Origin of the sequence: Neobacillus niacini (assembly GCF_031457145.1) — a bacterium.
Classification (GTDB): Bacteria; Bacillota; Bacilli; order Bacillales; family Cytobacillaceae; genus Neobacillus; species Neobacillus niacini_J.
The window spans coordinates 144083-167207 of the sequence record NZ_JAVDVZ010000009.1; the positions used below are offsets into that span (position 1 = coordinate 144083).

Annotated in this window: 18 protein-coding genes; 1 reads left to right on the forward strand and 17 read right to left on the reverse strand. The window is 37.3% G+C overall.

Annotated elements, in window-relative coordinates; translation table 11 throughout:
- Positions 1 to 8 precede the first annotated feature (8 nt).
- From J2Y03_RS19770 to J2Y03_RS19790, 5 genes are all read right to left on the reverse strand, one after another.
- On the reverse strand, positions 9 to 1598 hold the full coding sequence (locus J2Y03_RS19770; protein ID WP_310197197.1) for a response regulator transcription factor: 1590 nt from the start codon (positions 1596 to 1598) through the stop codon (positions 9 to 11).
- Positions 1591 to 3405: a sensor histidine kinase gene (locus J2Y03_RS19775; RefSeq protein WP_310197199.1), complete on the reverse strand. Its 1815-nt coding sequence runs from the start codon at positions 3403 to 3405 to the stop codon at positions 1591 to 1593. The genes J2Y03_RS19770 and J2Y03_RS19775 overlap by 8 nt, the downstream gene beginning before the upstream one ends.
- Before the next feature lie 120 nt (positions 3406 to 3525).
- On the reverse strand, positions 3526 to 4848 hold the full coding sequence (locus J2Y03_RS19780) for an ABC transporter substrate-binding protein (RefSeq protein WP_310197201.1): 1323 nt from the start codon (positions 4846 to 4848) through the stop codon (positions 3526 to 3528).
- 70 nt (positions 4849 to 4918) lie between these two features.
- Positions 4919 to 5761, reverse strand: a complete 843-nt coding sequence (locus J2Y03_RS19785) for a carbohydrate ABC transporter permease (protein WP_310197204.1) — start codon at positions 5759 to 5761, stop codon at positions 4919 to 4921.
- Between the two features lie 216 nt (positions 5762 to 5977).
- Positions 5978 to 6925, reverse strand: coding sequence for a carbohydrate ABC transporter permease (locus J2Y03_RS19790; RefSeq protein WP_310197207.1), 948 nt, complete (start codon positions 6923 to 6925; stop codon positions 5978 to 5980).
- Between the two features lie 165 nt (positions 6926 to 7090).
- Here J2Y03_RS19790 and J2Y03_RS19795 point away from each other — a divergent pair, with 165 nt between their 5' ends.
- Positions 7091 to 7750 (forward strand): YesL family protein, encoded by a 660-nt coding sequence (locus J2Y03_RS19795; protein ID WP_310197210.1) that lies wholly within the window; start codon positions 7091 to 7093, stop codon positions 7748 to 7750.
- A gap of 145 nt (positions 7751 to 7895) precedes the next feature.
- On the opposite strand, the gene J2Y03_RS19800 is transcribed toward J2Y03_RS19795, so the two are convergent.
- The 12 genes from J2Y03_RS19800 to J2Y03_RS19855 form a co-directional block, all read right to left on the reverse strand.
- The gene (locus J2Y03_RS19800; protein WP_310197213.1) at positions 7896 to 8726 is read right to left on the reverse strand and encodes a carbohydrate ABC transporter permease; all 831 of its coding nucleotides are present in this window, start codon (positions 8724 to 8726) and stop codon (positions 7896 to 7898) included.
- Positions 8726 to 9643 (reverse strand): carbohydrate ABC transporter permease, encoded by a 918-nt coding sequence (locus J2Y03_RS19805; protein ID WP_310197216.1) that lies wholly within the window; start codon positions 9641 to 9643, stop codon positions 8726 to 8728. Before J2Y03_RS19805 ends, J2Y03_RS19800 begins: the two co-directional genes overlap by 1 nt.
- Before the next feature lie 86 nt (positions 9644 to 9729).
- Complete coding sequence (locus J2Y03_RS19810) at positions 9730 to 11025, reverse strand: ABC transporter substrate-binding protein (protein WP_310197219.1); 1296 nt, start codon at positions 11023 to 11025, stop codon at positions 9730 to 9732.
- A 229-nt stretch (positions 11026 to 11254) separates the two neighbouring features.
- Positions 11255 to 12829, reverse strand: a complete 1575-nt coding sequence (gene gcvPB / locus J2Y03_RS19815) for an aminomethyl-transferring glycine dehydrogenase subunit GcvPB (protein ID WP_310197222.1) — start codon at positions 12827 to 12829, stop codon at positions 11255 to 11257.
- Positions 12830 to 12858: 29 nt separating this feature from the next.
- Positions 12859 to 14244, reverse strand: a complete 1386-nt coding sequence (gene gcvPA / locus J2Y03_RS19820; protein ID WP_310197226.1) for an aminomethyl-transferring glycine dehydrogenase subunit GcvPA — start codon at positions 14242 to 14244, stop codon at positions 12859 to 12861.
- A 60-nt stretch (positions 14245 to 14304) separates the two neighbouring features.
- On the reverse strand, positions 14305 to 15084 hold the full coding sequence (locus J2Y03_RS19825) for an SDR family NAD(P)-dependent oxidoreductase (protein WP_310197229.1): 780 nt from the start codon (positions 15082 to 15084) through the stop codon (positions 14305 to 14307).
- 60 nt (positions 15085 to 15144) lie between these two features.
- A complete protein-coding gene (locus tag J2Y03_RS19830) occupies positions 15145 to 16413 on the reverse strand; it encodes an ABC transporter substrate-binding protein (RefSeq protein WP_310197346.1) in 1269 nt (422 codons plus the stop codon).
- Positions 16414 to 16556: 143 nt separating this feature from the next.
- Positions 16557 to 17699 carry a response regulator transcription factor gene (locus J2Y03_RS19835; protein ID WP_310197232.1) on the reverse strand — a complete coding sequence of 381 codons (1143 nt, stop codon included), beginning with the start codon at positions 17697 to 17699 and terminating at the stop codon, positions 16557 to 16559.
- A 5-nt stretch (positions 17700 to 17704) separates the two neighbouring features.
- A complete protein-coding gene (locus J2Y03_RS19840) occupies positions 17705 to 19399 on the reverse strand; it encodes a sensor histidine kinase (RefSeq protein WP_310197236.1) in 1695 nt (564 codons plus the stop codon).
- Between the two features lie 71 nt (positions 19400 to 19470).
- Entirely contained in the window at positions 19471 to 20469 is a 999-nt protein-coding gene (locus tag J2Y03_RS19845) for a LacI family DNA-binding transcriptional regulator (protein ID WP_310197238.1), read from the reverse strand.
- 24 nt (positions 20470 to 20493) lie between these two features.
- Complete coding sequence (locus J2Y03_RS19850; protein WP_310197241.1) at positions 20494 to 21375, reverse strand: DMT family transporter; 882 nt, start codon at positions 21373 to 21375, stop codon at positions 20494 to 20496.
- On the reverse strand, positions 21376 to 23052 hold the full coding sequence (locus J2Y03_RS19855) for an amylo-alpha-1,6-glucosidase (protein ID WP_310197244.1): 1677 nt from the start codon (positions 23050 to 23052) through the stop codon (positions 21376 to 21378).
- Between the last annotated feature and the right edge of the window lie 73 nt (positions 23053 to 23125).

Genomic DNA, 23125 nt, shown 5'->3' on the forward strand with positions numbered 1-23125 from the left:
ACTATTCTTTACCGCGTCATTTTATAAAATTTTGGAGATAATCCAAAATATTTTTTAAAGGTTTTTAAAAAGTAACTTTTATCATCAAAGCCTAATCGATAAGCGATATTTTCAATTGGTTCATTCGTATTCTCGATTAACTCTTTGGCTTTCTCCATTTTGGTTCGATTCACATAATCAAAAAAGTTTTCACTAGTAATTTTTTTGTATAATCTGCTAAAGTAACTCCGGTTTAAATGAAGATGCTCTGCGACCTCTCCCAAAGTAATTTTTTTATCTAAATTCATTAACACATATTTTTGAGCGCGTAAGACTTCTGTATTTTTCGGCTGATCATGGATATATTTAATCGCTCTTTGAACCTTTTCCAAATCTGCTAGTAGCAATCTCTCAAGTTGTTTTATCGTTTCAGCCTGCAGAACCTGTTCATTATCCACCGTCTCAGGAAGGTTCGATTCACCATTTCGCTGCGAACTGATCATTCGTTCCAGATCTAACAATATGTTAAGGGCCCATTCTTTCACTACTTTAGGCTGATATTTCTTTTCAGCAATCAGTAGCATCCATTTTTCAATGGATTTTTCCAAACCAATCCGCCCTTCGTGTAAAAGTAAAGATTTAAACTCTTGAATCGAATCCTTATATGGAACTAAGGAAATTTCAGCTGTAAAAGGGTGCTGCTCCACTTCTGCAATCGATCCATGTTCCATATAAAACCTTTGATCAGAAGTATCGATCAGTATTTTTAATTGACTTGTCAAACCTTTAGGAAATTCACACAATGACCCTTTAATCGCTGTCATACTGCTCCTAACATACTTTCCTAAATTCATATTTAACTCAATCAAAGAATTTTCGACATCTTCCTCGGAAACATCTGAATAAAAAATAAAAAACATGGATTCCTTATAATGGATACTAAAGCTCTTTCCTGTTTTACTTATGGTCTCTGTAATGACATTATTAAGGGAAAATTTTAGTAAATCATTGGATAAATAGGATGCCCGAAGTTCTGAATAGTGATCAATATAACAAATGACAGGTTTACATATTTTAAAAGATGAGTCAATCCCCAATTTCGTTTCATGGATCTTCAGCCAATTTGAAATATCCTCATACTTTTCTTCCAATAACATTTCTAAAAATCTGCTTCTTAAAACCGCAATATTTTCCTTAATCAAATATTTCATGTTGTTTACTTCCGTCGAAACTTCTTTCTGTTTATCAAGTTTTTCCTTTAATTTCAGTAATATATCCCTTAAACTATCCGTATCAATCGTTTCTTTTAAGATATAATCAAAGGAATTCAACCTCAATGCTTGCTGCACATAAGAAAAATCATCATGGCAGGTTAAGAAGATAGAATGAGTATTTAAATTCAACTTTTTTATATTTTTCACCAATTCAATCCCATTCATTATCGGCATACCAATATCTGTAATGATCACATCCGGATATTCCTCACCGATAGATTGAAGTGCCTGTTCCCCATCCTGATAGAGACCCATGATAGAAAACCCCAAATCTTCCCAGGGAATCTTTGAATCTAGAAATTCTAAAACATGATAGTCATCATCCACGAGAATCACTTTATACATTTTCCAATTCCTCCTGGTTCCTTGGTATATAAAAGGTAATAATGGCTCCGCCTAAAGGTTGATTCTCTATTTCCATATGGAATTTCTCACCATAAATTAATAACATCCTTTGATAGACATTGGTTATGCCGATACCGGTAAACGAGGATTTATTCTTATTTAATTTGTTCGTTGATTTCGTCGTTAAAAGAGTACTTTTAAAAATCATCAAATCTTCGGGATGGAACCCTTTCCCGTTGTCCTTTACCTGAATCAGCAAATACTCGTCTTCCATCCTTGTAGAGATGAGAATAATTCCACTCTTTTGTTTATATCCATGAATAATGGAATTCTCAATGATGGGCTGAAGGAAAAACCGAGGGACTTGTTCCACTAATGTGTTGGATTCACATTCTTTTTTGATTTCAAAATTATACTTGCCTCTAAAATTCATTAATTTAATATAATGTTCAATCACTTCAATCTCTTTATCTAGTGGGATAAACTCATTATTTCTGTTAATCGTCATCCGCAGCAGCAAAGAAAGTGACTGAATCAATTTAGCCATTTCCTCATTTCCATCTATCAATATTTTTAGCCGAAGTGAATTTAACATATTGAATAAAAAATGAGGGTTAATTTGCGCCTGCAGCATTTCCAGCTCCGCTTTACGCTTACTATTTTCTTCTTTTTTGATTTGTTCTATCATGTTTTCTATTTGGTCCATCATTTTGTCCAATGAATGACCTAATTGCTCAATATCTCCCTTGCCTTTCATTCCTGAACGAAGTTTCAAGTTTCCATTTTCAACTTCCTTCATCACGGAACTTAATCGAGTAACAGGTTTGGTCAGCCTTTTAACAAGGATGACAAGAATGATAAGAAAAAGGAGGAAAAAAATGAGCTGCAAAATCAAAGTATTCTTTGTCACCTGATTAACGCTTCCAATGGCATTTTCATATGGAACCATACTGACAAGCGTCCAGTCTGCATAGGAAAAAGGATAGCTGACCATCAGATAATCTTTATTCTTATAGTGGACAATACTAGCATTATCGTTTTCGCTTCCACTTTTTTCATCAAAGAGGATTTTCTTTTGTATTTGGCCCGTATTATTATGGGCTAAAATAACCCCATCAGAATTAAGCAGCATTAATTCCTGGCCTTCATCTAAAGCAATTTGTTTAAAAAGGGAGCTTATTTGTGTTTCATTTATACTAATCAAAGCTACTGCATTAGATGTTTCAGACAGTCTTAATACTCTAGCAATAGATAGAAGATAAGGTTTTTTCTTTTTTTCAGAATGAATATAAGTAGGTTGGACACCTATCCAGAAGGTTCCATACTCGTTCCCATCCTTCATTTTTTTATACCATTCTTCCTGGAAGAAAAGCTCAGTATTATGCTCATAACTAGAATAGTTCGTGTAGTAGTACTCGCTGTCTGTTAAAATCGTCAAATAGAATGGATTAAAAAAATCCGTGACACCTTGTAGACTCCTTGATATTTCAATCGTGCTTAGGGCTTTTAACTCAGGAGTAGACCGATGTTTGTTTAGATTTTGTTTTAAGATCGAATTGATGTCAGTGTCAAATTGGATATAATTGGTCAAATACAACATTTCATCAAAATACTTCGAAATATCTAAATTTAGAGTTTGTAAGCTATCTTCTGATTGATTCACCGCTTGCTGAACCAATCTATTTTTGATTAATTTATTGGATAACAAAAAGTTAACCATAGAGGGCAGGAGTAAACAAATGACAGACGCGATGATTAAACGTCTTCTTAGCGGAAGACTGCCGATGATGTGTGACATCCATTTCATATTTACCTATCCCCCCTCTAGGATGTTTACAAATAGTTAGTAGGAATGACGCAAAAAAAGTTAAGAGAGAGAGATCGCTCTCTCTCTCTATTCTATAAAAGGATCATTAACGAAACAAATTTATTTTTGATTGGCGTCAATGACGGCTTGTACGCTTTGTTTAGCCTTTTTCACAGTTGTTTCTAAATCTTGTTCACCTAACAAATACAATTCGGCTTCTACATTAAAGGCATTATATGCTTCTGTTAAATAAGATGCAGGAAGGAATTGTTTAGATGAAATAGAATTCTCTAATACATAGCTTAGGGCCTCAATATCAACTGCTTCAGGCTTGATTGTATTGGCTGCTAAGTTTTTCAATACTTCATTCAAATCAATCTGTTTCCATGCAGGGATTGATTTATTCTGTACGAGCATCCCTTCTGTTGTCAACCAGCGAATAAATTTATACGCCTCATCTTTATGCTCTGACTTTTTGCCGACAGACATAATATCTGCAGTAGAAAAGGCATTTAATGAATCGCTTTCACTATTCTTTGGCCATGGTGCCCATGTGATATTAAATTCTGGCGTAAATCCGCCCCATTCTGTCACCATATAACTAGCAATCGGAACCATACTTGCTTTTTGAGAGAAAAACATTTGGCGATAATCAAGCTTCTGTGAAATAGTATTCGTATATGGTACAGAAGATTTATCTTCATTTTCTAATTCATAACGTAATTTTAATGAAGCTTTCACCATGTCATCATCCATATTAGAAGAACCATCTTCTTTTAACAACTGTGTTCCTTCCGTTTGACTTAGCAATTTCATCGTATGATGATGATGCGGCCAAGTGTGAAGGTACGAACCAAAAGTGTCTTCCGTTGTTAATTTTTTAGCGTATTCTTTATACTCATCCCAAGTCCAATCTGTTGGAACAGGCAATCCAGCTTTATCCAAATGATCCTTGTTCAGCATGATCAGGTACTTATTAAATTTACCAGGTAATCCGAAGTATTCACCTTCTGCGGATGGAGGAACTACACTCATATCATATTCTTCTTCTACCTTTAGCTTCTCATCATCAAAATATTTGTTTAAAGGCTCAATCATACCGGTGGATACCCTTTGAGATAGATACCTAGAATTCGATAGCATCATGACATCTATTGTATCTCCGGAGGCTGCAATTAAATCTAATTTCTTTAAATAGTCGGCGGAATTCATGTTTTCTACCAGCACATTGACATCTACTTTAATGCCAGGATGTTCTTTTTCAAACGCCTCAACGGTCTTATTCCAGTTCCCATTCTCTTCATTAATCCATGTATAGAACTTTAACGTTACATCTTCACTCTTCTCTTTGCTGCTGCTATTTGCTTCCTCTTTATTCCCACATGCAGCTAAAACAAGCACCAACAACACACTAATCATCAGCATAAACCAATTACGCTTCATTTTTATTCCCCCTTATTTATATGTAGCCATTTTACTTTGTGAAAAAACTCCACATACTTTCGACCATTCTTTAACCTTTGACACTGCCCATAGAAAGACCTTCAATTACTTGTTTTTGTCCAATGATAAAGACAATTAACAATGGTACGATTGCAGAAACAGCAGCTGCCATCATTAAGGAATAGATAGATCCATGTGCATCTGCAAACTGCTGAATACCGATTTGAATCGTATACAGGGATTCAGACCGTAAGAAGATGAGTGGATTTTGATAATCATTCCATGTCCAAATGAAACGCAAAATCGCATAAGTGGCAATCGCCGGGCGAACCAATGGAAGCGCTATACTAAAAAAGCTTCTAAAATGGCCTGCGCCATCCATCTTTGCTGATTCTATAATTTCATCATTAATTCCCATAAAAAACTGCCTGAGCATAAAGGTTCCAAATGCACTAAAACTATTTAGTAAAATTAACCCTTGGTGTGTATCAATTAACCCTGCCGTGGAATACAAAAGGTACTGTGGTACAACTATCGCTTGGGGCGGAACCATATAGGTAGCTAGGACCACCATAAAAAGGAAATCCCTGCCCTTGAAGTTTACCTTTGCAAAGGCATAGGCCGCTACACTGGAAACCGCAACAGAGAGAATCGTCGTAAGAACCGCTATTTTAATCGAATTCCAGTAAAATAATGCAAACGGTTTCTCTCCAAACCAAACTTGACTGTAATTTTCGACCGCATTCCATACGGAAGGAATCCATTCGATTGGGTATTTTAATACATCTTCCTCTAATTTAAAGGAGGCAGACGCCATCCAAATAAATGGTAACAAAAATACAATTCCACAAATTCCGATTATAACGGTTGTTAGGATTTTATGAAAATCTAACTTTTTTATTGTCTGTTCCATCTAACCCCTCCTTTCCGAAATGAAACTATTAATAATGGCTCTTTTCTTAAACTTTCTAGCTTTTTGGAACAAAATTTTGATTGTGCTAAGTTTCTGCAGAAAATAGAATAATTTTAATAAGAAAAGAGCCTGCAAACTAAATTCTAAAGCGCAAAATAACTATCTCAGGTTAAAATCGGCTTTAAGATTTTAACAACAATCATTACGAAAACAGCCTTAATAATTAACCCATTTTTTCTGTCCAAACCATTGAATCACTGTAAACGCAATTAATATAATGAACAACACAACAGCGATGGCTGAAGCATAACCAGTTTTTAACTCTTCAAACCCTTGTTGATAGAGGTAAAAAACGGGTATGGTTGTTGAATTTGCGGGTCCCCCATTGGTTAAAACCTTTATCAAATCAAATACTTTGAACGTATGAACGATCCCTTGGATGAGCAGTAAAAAGGTGGTCGGCGTTACGAGTGGTACGGTAATTTTTCTAAATTGATACCATGCCGATGCTCCATCAATCTCAGCTGCCTCGTATAACTCTTTCGGAATGTTTTGTAGTGCTGCAAGATAAAGAATCAATTGTAAACCGATTGAGGTCCAAATGATAATAATCATAACAGATGGCAATGCCCAGTTGACATCTGCAATCCAATGCGGTGGATTGGAAATTCCCAGTGCCATTAAGAATTGGTTAATGGGTCCCTCTGACGGATGGAATAATACTTGAAAAACCAGTGCTACCGCTACTGTACTTGAAATATACGGCAGAAAATAAATGACCTTGAAGGTCTCTTTTAAATAGATTTTCTTGTTGATAAAAACTGCCAGCAGTAACGATAGGAATAAACCAATTGGAACAACCAATAGTAAAATAAAGTTGTTCGTAAGCCCTTTCAAAAATATCTTATCTTGGAATAGCGTAATGAAATTATCAAGACCTACAAAATTGGCACCCTCGAATCCTGAAACAAAATTCCAGTTTGTTAAACTTAACACAAAGGAAGCAATAATCGGATAAAGAATTAAGATAGAGCTTCCGATTACCATAGGAGCTATAAATACATAACCCGGTAAAGACTCCCTCCATTTATGAAAGCGCACTCTATTTCTTTTACTCGTTTTTTTATTTTTAATAACGGTGGCTATAGTAGTTTGATTATCCATAACCTTCTTTCACCCCCTTGATACTATTCATTATAGTGTCATAATTTTCACACGATAATGGACTCTGTTGACCTGTTTAGGAATATATTTACCTCTTTTGAAGTGTTATTGATAGACCAAAAGAAAGTCAGTATAATGAATTAAAACCTTGAAAGGTGGGATAGAATGCCTACAAATGGCACGTTGGGTTTTATCTATAAATTCTCTGATTGGGCAATGAAATTGGCCTATTTAAATATCCTTTGGATTTTATTTACTATTTTTGGATTAATAATCGGCGGTTTCTTTCCAGCAACCTTTGCATTATTTTCTGTCATTCGACTTTTACTGCAAAATAGGGAGGAAGCTTCAGTTTTTAAAACGTTTTGGAGCTTTTACAAAAAGGATTTTTGGAAAAGTAATAGTATAGGTTGGAGTATTATCCTGATTTTCATTATATTTTATTTGGATATTCAGTTTGTACAAGAATCGACAAATCCGTTTCTGCATATTTTCTATTATCCACTGCTTATTTTAGCTTTTATTTTTTCCCTGACGGTTCTTTATATCATTCCAACTTATATCCATTTCGATTTAAAAATGGTTCAGCTCTTCAAAAACTCCTTTATTATCATGATTTTGAATCCACTGAATACCATTACGATGATTTCGGGTGTGATGATCATATACTTTGTCTCCATGTATATTCCAGGCATTATCCCTTTTTTCGGCGGCAGCTTATTAGCTTTATTCATCATGATTGCTGCATTACGCTCCTATAAAAAGGTAGAAGATAAGAAAGAACATATAGAATCAGTGAGGTTTCATCAAGAATTTAAAAAATAAAAAGCGTAGAGGACATCCATTTCGATGTCTTCTACGCTTTCTTTATTTAAATCCCACTATTTTCCCCGATAAACCCCAGCAATTTTCAAATAATCAGCTTGGTATTAATGATAATTTTCTTATCTACTTCTCTTTTGGAGGCCTGTTATTCTTTTACCGCTCCACCTAATATCCCAGAAATAAAATGTTTTTGCAGCAAAAGGAAAAAGATCATAATTGGGACGGTGGATAGGGTAGTTCCTAACATTAACTGACCATAATCAATTCGCGCCATTCCTATTAGACTGGATAACGCAACAGGCAAGGTAAACATTTCTTTCGAATTTAACGTGATAAGCGGCCAGAGTAAGCTATTCCATTGGGACATAAAAAGAAAAATAGCAACCGCAGCCATTGCAGGCCTTGTTACAGGCAAAATAACCGTGAAGAATATTTTTAATTCCCCTGCCCCATCCACACGGGAAGCCTCTATAATCGAGTCTGGGACCGACTTCATATTCTGCCTCATTAAATAAATCGCAAAAGGAGATGCCAGCGTTGGTAAAATGATCGCTTGATACGTATTTAACCAATTAAAGGTAACCATCATTTCAAATAGAGGAATCAATGTCACCTGAGAAGGAATCATTAATGTGCATAAAATAATGAAAAAGAACAAGTTCTTTCCCTTAAATGTAAATTTTGCAAAAGCGTACCCAGCCATTGAACTAATTAGCGTACTAACTAATGTATAAACGAGGGCAATAAATAAGGAATTCCAAAAGATTTTGGCAAACCCTAATGACTCATTCAGCGATTGAAAGTTCTTTGCTAAATAATCACCTGGAAGAAGTTTAGGAGGTAAACGAAAAATCTCTCCTGATGGCAGGGTAGAACCGACGAGCATCCAGTAAAACGGTGCAATGGATAAGAGCACACCTGCGATTAATAAACAATAAATCCCTATTTTCGTGGATAATTTCTTAGAATGTATCATTATTCATCACCTACCAGTTTCATTTGAACCCATGAAATGATTGCGGTTATGATGACAAGAACATAAGCAATCGCTGATGCATAACCGAAGTCAAAGAATTTAAAGCCTGCTTCATATAAGTAAAGTGTTATCGTCATCGTGGCATTATTTGGCCCGCCTTGTGTCAAAATAAACGGCTCATCAAATAGCTGAAGGGTGCCAATGGTTGACATGACAACAGTAAAAATAAATACAGGTTTTAATTGAGGAATCGTAATCATGAAAAATTGCTTTACTTTACTTGCTCCATCAATACTTGCCGCTTCATATAAATCAGACGGGATATTCTGCAAACCAGCTAAGAATATCACCATATTATATCCGGTCCATCTCCAAGTCATAACAAGGATGACAGAGACCTTCGCCCAAAATGGGGTTGTTAACCAAGGGATGGGTTCTATACCGACAAATGATAATAAATAGTTAACGAGACCGAAATGCTCATCTAATAGAATCATAAAAACAATCGACGCAGCAACAAGCGCTGTGATGGCAGGCATAAAGTAAGAGATTCGAAAAAACGCCTTCCCTTTTAACATAGAAGAGTGGAGCCCCACGGCAATCAGTAAAGAGAGAAAGAGCATGATTGGAACTTGGACAATCAAAATTTGAAAAGTATTTAAAAGAGATTTATAGAAAACGGGATCTTGGAATAAACGAGAATAATTAGCAAAACCCACAAATGATTTCTCCAGACCACGTACCTCTTGAAAGCTTAGGATAAACGAAGAAATCACGGGATAAACGGTAAAAATTAATATAAGTAAAAATGCTGGCGCAATAAAAACATATGGGACATTTTTAGGAGTTAATAAACTTTTTCTCGTTTTGACTCGAAAGTTTGTTTTCGTATTTACAGCCTTTTCCGTTTGCTCCAACCGAGCCACCTTCCTAACCTTTAAGGATTTTAGAATAAGAGAGCTGAGAAAAATTGGAACACTCAGCTCTCTAACTTTCTAAAAATCTATTTTTTTATTTCATTTTCTAATTGTTCCCCCGCACCTTTTAATCCAGACTCAACCGATTTGTTTTCAAGTAAAATGGCAGCTTGTGCATGACTCGTAAGACTGCTTGCTTTTGCAAAGTTTTCGTTTACGTTAATTTGTGGCACTTGATTAACAATATCAGCAAACTTTTTGAAAATCGGACTATTATTAAAGTACTCGCTATTAGCAGTAAATTGTGAGTCGCTATACGTTTCGTTCAAAGATGGGAAAAGTCCATATTTTTCAAAACCTACCAGTTGGGATTCTGTATCTGTTGTAAAGAATTCTACAAAGGCGTAGGCAGCAGATTGATTTTTACTTGATGAAGGAATCAACACAGATGATCCTCCTACGTTCGCATACCTAGTACCGCCTTCTTCAAAGCTCGGCAGATAGAACACATCCCATTTCCCTTTTAAATCTGGTGCTTGGTCCATGATGGTACCAGCATACCAGACACCATAAGGAACGGTGGCAACACTTCCATTTACGGTTGCAGTTACAATTCCATCCCACCCTTTATTGTTTAGGATTAAATCCTCGTCATGAAGCTTTTTGATTACTTCCATGGCTTGGATCGCTTCCTTGGATTGTAAGGTGATTTTCTCGTCCTTATCAAAATAAGATAATCCCTGCTGCTGCATCATCATTTGGAAAACACCATCATAGTTCGGTATATCTATCGGCAATAGCTGCGCACCAGTAGCTTCTTTAATCTTCTTCCCTGCTGCAATGTAGTCATCCCATGTTTGAATGGAATTTGGATCAATATTTGCCTTTTCAAAGAAATCTACTCGGTAGAACATTCCGGCAGGACCAATATCCCATGGAGCGGCGATGAAATCCCCGTCTTTATTCTGAACAGCGGCGACCTTAGCTGGATTGAAAGAATCTTTATATTGGTCATACCCAAGCTTGTCCAAATTTACAAATCCCTCGGGAAATTGGTGCAAGTATCCAGGAATTCGTTCATCCTCCATTAATACAACATCTGGTAATCCTGAACCTCTTGCTGCCAGACCCACTGTTACCTTATCGTATAAATCGGAGCTATTAAAATCCTCTACCGTAACGATTACATCAGGATACTTTTTCTGAAATCCCTCAACTGCTGCTTCCATCGTTGCTGCTGCAACATCCCAGCCCCATACAGTTATCGTCCCTGCTGGATTTTTTGAATCTCCCGTTTTCTCTTCATCTCCCGCTGTAGAATTGGAACAGGCGGATAGCATTAGCAAAATCATTACTAGCATAATCGACATGTACTTTTTCATTTTTTGACCCCCTATTTTTATAAAGGCTGTAGTCGTAAAGAATGTTGTTAAAATCCTAAAGCCGATTTTAACGCGGAACAAACTATTTTTGTGCTTGAAATTATGTTTGCAAGCTCTTTTCTTACAATTGAAGGCTATTTTGCAACAAATCATCGCTCATTCAAGCGCTTTTAATCTCCAAAAGCAACAAAGTTTAAGAAAAGAGCCTTTGTAAAAAATGCTGTACTTACTAGTTAACTAGTTTATATGCTTCTGTTTTTTTCAAATAAGTTCTCCAGGTAATGCACCACTTCTCCGGATTATCCAAATAATCTTGCTCGTCAATTTTATGTATTGTACTATTATGCGGGGCACTTCTGACGATTTCTGGATTTTCATATGCTTCTTGGGAAATTTGCTCTAGTGCATTGATATATTCATCTAAATCCTCTTTCGAATAAGACTCTGTTGGCTCAAGGGTAAAAGGTTGTTTCACGATATAAGGATGGTGGCTTGTCCAATAATGGAGACCGAAATCAGTCATTCTTAACTGAATATCCTCCGTTGTTACCCCGGTTTCCTTTGTTAACTGCTCCCAGCTATAACGGACCTGCTCTAGGCGATGTCCTTTGACATATGGTGCACCCGCCCCGCGAATCGCTAAAACCTTGTGATACATATAGTTATTATTTAACACGGCAGTTTTTGCTACTTCCTTAAGGCCCGCGGCTCCAAGTGCACGAATCCAGGCATAGGCACGCAATACCGTTTGAGCTACACCATGGAAGGAGCGAACCTTACCAATTGAATGCTCTAAATCGTGTTGGAGTGAATATTTTCCCTCATGATACTCAACAATTGGTGCCGGTAAGAACTCTTTCAATGCTGCTGTCACACCAAGTGCACCAGTTGCCGGTCCGCCGCACATATGCGGGGCTGCAAAGGTTTTGTGAAGATTAAAGAAACACATATCAAAGCCTGCCTCTTTTGCTCTTGTGATTCCTAAGAGGCCATTCGCATTCGCCTGATCGTAAAAGCAAAGACCTCCTGCTTGGTGGACAATATCTGTAAACTCTTTTATTTTTGGATTAAAAATGCCTGTATCCTCAGGGTTTGCCACAACAAAGCCTGCTGTTCTCTCCGACACTGCTGCTTTTAACTTTTCAATATCAGGAAAGCCATTCTCATCCGGGTGCAAGGTTATAATTTTATAGCCTTTTACGGCTGCCGTTGCTGCCTGCGATGGGTGAGAGAAAATCGTCGTAATGATTTCATCCCGCTGATCCCCTTCGCCTTTTTGTTCATGGTATTTTCTTACGATTGATGCCATCGCAAACAGTGCTTGCGTTCCACTGCTTGGCTGGAAGGAGAAATAATCCATTCCCGAAATTTCTCTCATACATAAGTCCAGCTTGTAGAAAATTTCAAGCATTCCTTGAACGGTATCTTCATTCTGTAATGGATGAAGCTCCATCATTTTCGGATCACGAATTAACAACTCGTTTATTCTTGGAATGTACTTCATCGTACAGGTTCCTTGTCCAATTTCCACATTAAAATCAGAACCAAGGGTTTCTTGCGAAAGTCTTAGATAATGTCTTAATACCCGTGCTTGACCAATTTCAGGGAGATTGGGCTTACTATGCCTCTGCATCGCTGCTGGAATAGACGATGTTCCATCTCCTACAGCTAATGCAATTTCGTCGTTTACTGGCGGAAGCTCCACACCCTTTTCCCCCGGCTGATGGAGTTCAAATATAATTGGTTCATTCCATTTTGCTTGATGAAAATCACGGGTCTTGCTTGTTCGTTGGATCCTTTTCATGTCTGAATGCTCCTCTCTTCTTTCGATTATTACGCTAAAATATCCTTAATGGCTTGAACTAAATGGTCAATATCTTCTTTTGTATGAACCTCGGTTACACAAAATAATGCTGATTGACCAAACTCAGGGTACTCGAGTGAGAGGTCCTTTCCACCAAAAATCTTCTTTTCTAACAGTCTTTGATTAATTTCTTCAACCGAAAAGCCGGTTTGATTAAAATCGACGATAAACTCTTTAAAAAATGATGAATATAAACGTGACCCTGTTACAGCGGCAATTTGATTCAATTCTTGAGCAGCATACTGGCTATTTTGCATAATGGTTTGGCCTACTTCCTGCATACCATTTGGGCCAAGTAAGGCTAAATAGACTCCGGCTGTGATGCCCCATAATGCTGTCTGCGTTCCAACGGATTCTTTTCCATTTTCCCTTTGAGCAAATGAGGTCCGCTCATATGCCACATCTCCAAAGCCGTATTCTCCTTCCTTCACCGTAGGGACAATACCAAACAATCGGGATGGATACTCACTGACAACTTTCACATCATTATGTGAGGCAATGAAGCCTGCCTGGCCGCCGCTGTAATTCATATGCATACCAAGCGGCTGCAGGTCTCCACAAACAATATCAGCTCCATAATGACTTGGTGGTGCCAGTACGCCAAGGGAGATTGGGTCGACCCCAACTACCATCAGTGTTTCGTTTTCCTTTAATAGATTAGAAATCTCTGTTCCCTGCGCCTCAATAAATCCTAGGTAGGATGGATTTTCAAAATATAAGGCGGCAACATCTTCTGTTAATTTTTCTCGTAAGTCTTCTAAGTCCATTGCCCCTGATTTCGTATCAAATTGAACAAATTCAAATTCTAATTCTGGCGTTCCGTAGTTGATGATAATTTTGCTTCGTTCGGGTGCAACGGTTTTGGCTAATAAGACTTTTTTCCTCCCGGTAATACGGGCTGCCATTCTAATGGATGTAGCTGCCGCCTGCCCCCAATCAAAAGTTGGAACATTTACAACATCCATATCTACTAATTCAGCTAGTAAACTCTGATACTCATAAAGCGCCTGAAAACGTCCATGGTCCTCGTACGGTTCCCCCGCATAGGCCGTTAAAAACTCTGAGCGCTGATTAATTTCATCACAAACTGCTGGGATAAAGTGCTGCCAGCAACCAGCTCCTAGGAAATTCAAATATTCCTTTGCACTTGTATTCTTATTTAGAATTCCTTCGATATGGCGTCTAAGCTCGTACTCCGTTAAGGCTGGCGGCAGTTTTAGATCTTCTGTAAGCTGTAGCTCCTCCGGGATGCCTGAGTATAGTTCCATAATGGATTCAGCGCCAATCACCTTTAGCATCTCGGCTTGTACTTCTGGCACCATATTCGGAATATAAGGGTGTACCTTCTGTGACATAAAAATTACCTCCTTGTGGGTTAAAATGATTAATGTTAAAATTTCTAATTTTACAAAAAATCAGGCTAAACCGCCGCCATCAACAATTAGGTCTGTACCTGTAACCCATTCTGACAAGTCACTTGCAAGGAATAAGACTCCTTTGGCAATATCCCTTGGCGTTCCAAGTCTTTCTAATGGTCTGCCTTTTGCAGAGGATACTAAAAAATCATCCTCTTTCAACTGTAATTGCTTGGCTTCATCCCGTAATAACGGAGTATCCGTATCGCCTGGACAAATACAGTTCACACGAATATTTTGCGGTCCATGGTCAATTGCCATTGCTTTTGTTAAATTCACAACCCCAGCTTTGGCCGCACAATAAGCAGCTGCCTGGTCTCCACCTTTTTTCCCCCAACCAGAGCCGGTATTAATGATACTTCCACCGCCGCCACTAGCCATAAGAGGAACTAAATATTTAGAAAGGAGATAAATTCCTTTTAAGGAGACATCAATGACTAAATCCCAATCAGACTCCTCCAAATCAACAACCGTTTTTCTTCTGATCACACCAGCATTGTTAAAAAGAACATCGATGGTACCGTAATTTTTTTCGATATGATCTCTTACAGCGATACAATCGTTTCCATTACTTACATCACATCGTAAGAATTCCACCCTATATCCTTTCCTCTGTAACTCAGCCACGGCCTTTTGACCGTTTTCTTGATTAATATCGACCATAATCACCTTAGCACCAACTTCTGCTAAAAGTGTTACAGCAGCTAGTCCAATCCCTGATGCCCCTCCTGTTACAACGCACACCTTATCCTCTAAACCGAAATAATCTTGAGTAATCATCCTTAATACCTCCTAAAAAAGTTGATTTGATCTATAGTAGAAAATCGTTAAACCCTTTTTTTACTGACCCATATATTTCTCTGAATCGATAACGGCATTATTCAATAATTCTTTCGCATCCTGTTCTAGCATGATGGCATTTATAGCGGACGATAAATTTCGATTGATTTCATCCCAATTCTTAGTCAGCAGATACGCTGGTGTATCATTCGCTCTTTCTAGCATTTTGTAAAATGGCCCAATTAATGGGTCCTGATCTGTTTTCAACTCTTTCACCATGCTGATACGGACAGGTAAATCAGCTGTTCTCATTTTTATCGCTTCTGGAGAGGAGAAGAATTTCACAAATTCCCATGCTAGATCTTTATTTTTTGAATCCTTTGCAATCGAAATCGCAGAGGAAGAAATAATACCTCTTACTGGTTTTCCTTTAAATGCAGGCATTTCAACTGTTCCAAAATTTATCTTAGCTTTTTTAAACTCTTCCAAGGGCCAAATTCCGCTTTCCCACATGGCAATCTTACCTGCTTTAAAAACCTCTTCACCACTTTGTTGATTTTTACCGCTAACAAGCACTGCGCTTTTTTCCTTGACCATGTCTGCAAATAGTTCTATCGTTTCGATGGTTTCTGGGCTGTTCATATAGCTGTCGACTTTCTTTCCATCCTCACTAATGAAGCTTGAGCCATTACTCCAAACAATGCCTTGAAGGTCATACGTATCTGGCTCTGGTCTTACCCCAAATCCATACTGCCTGGTAGCAGGATTAGATAGTTTCTTTGCCATACTCTTAAATTCGTCCCATGTCCATCCATCCTTTGGATAGGTTAATCCCGCAGCATCAAATAAATCCTTGTTATAATAGACCACCCTTGTGGTAAACCCGGCTGGCATACCATACAGTTTTCGATACATAGTCGAATAGTTAAAGAGACCTTGGTAAAAATCATTCAAGTCGATATTTGGATCTATTTTAATAAAATTTTCAAGTGGTTCAAGTGATTGAAAATAGGCTGGATAATTCCACATATACATGACATCTGGAGGATTTTTTGCCCCAAATGCGGCCGTCAGCTTTTGATCAAACTCATCACCATAGGCCTCCATCTGCACCTTTATAAATGGATGTTTTTCTTCAAATTTTTTAGCAATTGTCTCTTGAATTTTTAGTGCTTCTCCTGAATCCCAGGTTGCAAAACGAAGAACTATTTGTTCGTTAGTTTCCTCCCTTTTTTGATCAGCCCTGCTGCTAGATTGATTGTCTGAACAGGCAGCCATAACAAATACTAAAATGACTGCCAGAAAAGTTATCCTGAATTTCTTCTTCATCACTAGTTCCTCTTTTTCTTTCACGATATCAGAAACCGCTTTCATTATAACTTCAATAAAAGCGGTCTAGAACTTAAAATCATCTTCTTCTTTTTGCACTATTGTTTGAATTTTCTTAAAGCGATGAATGATGGGGAATTTTGTTAGCCTGCATTCTTCTTTTTGTTCTGTCGATATTCCGAAGGTGTTCTACCCATACATTTTTTAAACCATTTGCTAAAATATTTTCCATCCTGAATGCCTATTTTTTCACCAATATCTTGTAAAGGAAGCGAAGTATTTTCCAGAAGTTCACACGCCGCTTTGACTTTTAGCTTTTCTATAAAGGTAATAAAGCTTTCTCCAACAGTCTTTTTAAACATGGTGCTAAAATGACTTCGGCTTAAGCCCACTTCATTTGCAATATAGCTAGATGAAAAAGATTGATCTAAATCTTGGACCATGATTTGAACAGCCTTGCGAATGGGTAATGGCCAATCCTCCATTGAAAACTTAAATTGTTTTTCAAATTTAAACCTGCGGAAAAGATTTGTCACTCCATCCATCCATTCATTCATTCCTCGATTTGGGCCATGATCCATCCAACGAATGGAGGAATCTCTACTTCTAGCCTCAACTAGAAGATGTTCAAAATCTGCTTTTGACTTTTCCAGGATAAAAATAAAGGCTTGATCCTGCCCGCAAGGAATCAAAGCAAATTGCTTTTCCCAACAAGACAGTTTCTTATGAAAAAACTCGCTGCTATTTAGCCCGTTAATTAAATAAATATAATATGGATTCTCCATCCATTTCCACTCATTAGAAAAAAGCTCACCTACTAGCTTGGGAAAAGAATTTTCAAAGTCACATAACCATTCATAGAATTCCTTTGCTAGATTAGATGAATCATAGGTATTCTGGATACTAGCTTGCTTAATTTCATTTTCAATGCGTCCAAGGTATTCTTCGAATTGTTGGTCTTCAAAGGCTGTTTTCAAAATATAACCTGAAGCACCAATATTCATTCCCTCCTGTGCAAAAGTGAAGTCTCGATGGCAGCTTAACAATAATATTTTGGTAGTTGGGTAATCTTGTTTTATGTTTCTAGCAAGCTCAATTCCATTCATTTCAGGCATGACAATATCAGTTATTACTACTTCGGGGGAATGCTGCAGAAAGAGTTCCCAAGCTTTTTGACCGTTAGGTGCATCGGCAATTACCTCCATGCCAAATTTCCCCCAATCGATCGTTGCGATTAATCCCTTTCTAACAATAAGTTCATCATCTGCAATTAATACCTTTATCATCACCGTTATCTCCTTTTCGGCCATTTAATGCTAAAGATTGATTTCATACCCACCACGGATTCGATTGATAAGCCATACTCATTTCCAAAGTGAAGCCGTACACGTTGGTCGACATTATGAACACCGATCCCCCTCCCATCTCCGCCCTGATGTTTCGGATTGAGAAGCTTTTCAATGGTTTCTTCATTCATTCCTTTGCCGTTATCGGTTAAGGTAAGTTCTAGATATTCAGGTTTTACAGTAACCACTAGTTCAATTCTTCCTTGGCCATCTTCAAACGCATGGAAAAAGATATTTTCAAACAATGGCTGAAGGGTCATCCTAGGGATTAAATAGTCCAAGCATTCTGCATGAATCATCTCTTTATATTCAAATGTTCGGCCATAACGTATCTCTTGAACCATCAAGTAATGTTTAATCGTCTGGAGTTCCTTTTTTATCGGAATTAACTCATCGGAAAAATTTAAATTCTCATGCAGAACCTCTGTTAAATGGTAGATCATCTCTTGAACTTCCTTTGCACCTAAGAGCCTAGCCTTCCATTGAATTGAGTTTAAGGTATTAAATAATAAATGAGGATTAATTTGATAATGAAAAGCCTTTAATTCTGCTTGCCTTTTTAAACGTTCTGTCGTGCTAATTTTCTCAATTAACCCCTTAATTTGATTGACCATATTATTAAAGCTTTGAGATAAAATTCCTAATTCATCATTAGAAGTAACGGTTATCTGTGTATCTAAGTTTCCTTCACTGACTCGCTTCATCGAGGAATTAAGACTTTTAATACCCTTCGTAAGCGGAACAGAAAATACGACAGCAAGCACCGATAAAAGGATGATTGAAAATAAAATGGCCACTAATGTATAACGTAAAATCACATTTGATGATTGATAATAATATTCTTGAGGTATGCGAACATGGATATCCCATCCATAGGCATCAAAGTGGTTATTCCAGATAATATCTGTTGTCAATTCCTTCGGAGCATTTTTTGTCTTATAGACCACCTGATTCTTACCATTTTTAAGAGTGATAGAAGAGTGAAGCTCATTTTCTAGGAAACTAATATAAGAGAATAGCTCCTCCGCATTTGTTTCGATTAAAAGTTTACTTCCTTTCAACACCCCAAAATCACTTTCAATTGGAAAAACAAGTCCGATAATTTTTTCATCCTTTTTACCAGTGTAATAATGGTCTGTATTATAAAACCCTATCCAGAGATTTCCTTCTTTTAAGCGATTAATCTCTTTCCAAAATGGCTTTTGAAACAGCGTATGTATATCCAAGCGACTATTTCCATAATAATAACCTGTATTGGTAATTAAATAGATTCCCTTTGTGTCATATGTTTTATGTGCCTCTAAATATCTTTCAAAGTTTTTGATTTCAATAAATCCTGTATACGTTCTTGGAATTTCTTCCTGTAATATGACCAAGGTAGGATCCGATAAATACTGATTAATATCTTTCGAAACGACATACATTTGCTCAAAGATATTTTCGATTTGTTTATCGAGTTGAGAAACAGCAAATTGCTCATATTCATTAAATTGTTTATTGACAATTTCAGAAGACTTACCATATGATAGGAATCCAAATAACAGTAATGGAAACAGGGCAACAATGAGGAAAAACAGCACCATTTTCGTACGAATGCTGAGGAAAGAATAGATTTTTATTTTTGTTATAAGTATTTTCAAAGTATTCTCCACCTCGTGAAACAAAATGTGGACATGAAAAAAAAAGAGTGACCCAGCACCCCAATATAAGATTATTTCTTTTGAGGTACTGAAGCACTTTCTCTTACAATTAACTTCGTATTGATCGTGATTTTTTTGCTGACTTCCCTTTTCGAGGTCAGCCTTTCTATCAGTAAGTCAACAGCGGTTTCACCCATAATTTCGGTATAGAGTTTAACCGTCGTTAAAGGTGGAACCATGTACTGCGCTGTGGCTACATCGTTAAAACCAACAATGCTTAGTTCATCAGGAATTTTGACCCCTAGTTCATAAGCAGCTTTATAGCATCCAACTGCAATCGTATCATTCGCAACAAAAACTGCGGTCGGCTTAGGTTCGGATGTGAGCATTTCCCTTAGATGCATGTGGCCATCCTTCGGATCATAACCGCCGATTTTTACCAATTCTTCTTTAAAAATATTCTTTTCTATTAAATAACTTTCAAAAACATCCTGCCTTAAATCTTTAAATCGGTTGCCGTACATATCGGTTTCGACGCCGCCAATAAAGCCAATATTTTCATGACCTAATTCTGTTAAGTAGTTAAGAGCATTTCTAGTTGCAGAATTGAAATCAATCACAACGGAATCAAAATAATATTCGTCTGGATTGGAATCCACAAAGACACAAGGTTTATTATAACTTTTTATTTTTTCAATATCCTTTTTTTTGAAGGTCCCAAGGCATAAGATTCCATCAATTTTTTTAAGATTCTCCTCACTGCCTTCCTTGTCAATTCTGAAAAAGTCAATGCCTTTACTTTTCAGCTTTTTTTCCAAGGCTACCCTGATCGACAAGTAATAGGTATCAACCAATTCCTCCTCAAGAGAAAAAGAGTCGTATAACCCTATTTTCCATTTGCTCTTTTGCTTCTTCTTTGGAGCCACCACATAGGCTAACTCCTCAGCAGCTTCAAACACTCTTTTTCTCGTTTCCGGTGAGACATTTAATGTTTCATCGTAATTCAACACTCTTGATACGGTAGTAATTGAAACATTAGCTAAATTGGCTATTTCTTTTATCGTGGCCATTATTTCTCCCTACCTACTTGTTATTTATGTTATTTCTTTTAATTTTTTCTTTTTTATAAAAGGTAATTTGGTTTCAGAAATAAGGATGGCACAAAGAATAAGGATAGCACCAACCACCATTTTGATGGTCATCGTTTCATCCAAAATCGCAATGGAAAATACCATACCCCAAAACGCTTCTGTGGAAAGAATAATCGCCGCCTTTGTTTCTGTGATCATTTTTTGAGCAACGGTTTGCAATAAATACGCAATCGTTGTAGAAAAAATTCCGAGGTAAAGGAGTGAGTACATCCCTTCCTTTTCGATAACAAAGGATGTTTCTCCTTTGAATAGGACAACAATCATCCCGATAATCGCAGCAGTCATCATTTGGACCAGTGTTAATAAGACAGGGTCCGAATTTTTTACATATTTTGCCGTATAGAAGATATGGAAAGCAAATCCAACGGCACAGCCTAGTGTCAGCAAATCCCCTATATTAATTCCAGCAGATAGTTTAAGTGATAATATGCCGACACCCACTATAGCTAAAATAGCGCCGGTAAGTTCATACCTATCCACTTTTCGTTTATACATGACAAAGGCAATAAAAGGAACAATCACGACATTTACAGCCGTTAAGAAGGCATTTTTAGATGGTGTCGTATATTGAAGTCCAACGGTTTGAAGCGCAAACGCCAAATATAAAAAGATTCCAATTATAGCACCTTGTATTATAGTAGCTTTATTAATATTTTTCAGTCTTTTATGAAAGATAACACTTAAAATGATGGTTCCTATTATAAATCTTCCCGCCAAAATCTGATAGGGAGTAAAGTGTTCCAAAGAGATGGCACTGGCAACAAATCCGCTTCCCCATATAATCGCTGTAATCGTAAGGGCTAATTCGCCCATAAACTTTTGCATTTAAACCCTCCTAAGCTGATCGTCTAATAGCAGCAGAAATACACTCGAAGTCCATGTGAAGGATGTATCCACCAACCCTTTTCCAGTATGCGGATCAAAGTTTTCAGCCATCCCGCCTATGAGCGTGAGGTTTAAAAACTTATCTCTTAGACGATTTCCGGTCTCTTTGTAGCCATTATTCTTTAATGCATGGATAAACAGGTACGTAACGGGCGCCCAGATTGGTCCGAGCCAATACCCATTTTCGCGGTAATAATCGCTCGTAACACTTTCAGTAGCCAGGCCAAATTCTGTTTCAAAGTTGGCTTCAAGGTCAGACACCAAGCTATCCATAATAGTTTTATCTAAGCGATATCCAATCAATACTGGCAGCCTTAGGATTAAGCTGCTTCTAATCGCGATTTTTTCACCATTCTTGCCCACTCGCCCATAAAAGCCATCACCATCATACAGTCGCTCCATTAATAGGTGAAATAAAGTGTCTGCCTGATTCTTAAATCTCGCTGCTTCCTCTTTTTCTCCCAACATTTCTGCAAACGAGGAAAGGATATCGTACGAACGAATTAAAAAACTAGCCAGGTCCGGTGCTTCTACTGGCATCCCCACATGAAATAATGAAGCATTATCCCAGCCGGAATCATTTCCATGTTTATAGTGTGGCAGCCTGCCCTGGTAAGTACGATAATTTTCATAATAGGTCATGACTTTTTTTGTAGACTCATAGACATTTCTTACTCGCTGTTCATCTTTAAAGTAATCATTTTTTTCCATTAACTGTTCATAAATAATAGCAAAAATGGGAGGCTTTATACAATTGTAGGAAATGAATTTGTCATTCACAAAATCCGGATAGGCGCCAGACACATCTTGAGTGTCCATGAAAATCTTTAATTGAGCATAGCTGAGTTCCGGATACTGTTCTCCTAAGTTTAATGCGTTAAAGCAGTTGTCCCACGACCAAATATTATACATCCACAGCTTCGACATATACATTGCATAATCTTTCAGCGTTCCATCTGGATGAACGACGCTCGACCATGTAATATAAGAAGCTCTTTCTAAGGAAGGTTGATATTTTTCTTTCACATATCCCTTTTTCATGGAATCAAACCATTCCTTGTAATACACCTCGACTTGTTCTTTTCCTTGGCTAAAAGGAAGATATTCCTTTTTAAGATAAACGGTTCGATAGCTTTCAATCACAAAATGTCCATTTTTCAAACGCATATCAATATAATCATTTCCGATAATATTCCAGGGTGCTTGGGCAGACATATCACCATGTAGATTCATGATCATTAATTTTAATTCCATAGGATAGATGTGGTATTCGTACATTCCATCTTCTAATTCCATTAAAGAATCATACTTTCCTTTTGTCGCTCGCAGCCTAAGTTCTACATCCTGCACTTCGATATGGAGTTCATCTTCCTCAGGAATGATGATTTCCGCCACACGTTCTGTTTGGTCCTTTAAATAGAAGGAAAGGGAAATCTCTGTAGCACGTACTTCGAATTCCCGTTCCACTCCATCTTTAACAATATCGATTTGAAAAAGCTTGGATGGTGCATCATCGCCGCCATGCACGTCTCTAATATATACAGAATCCTTTTCTTGTGAGATACAAAAATAGGAGCCAAATCTCGAAAATGGTATTTCTTTAATGTCTAATTTCATCCTATTTCTCCCAATCATTTTATAGTCTGTTGCTAAATTTCAAATAAGCAGGGTTTCCCCTGCCTTTGAAATT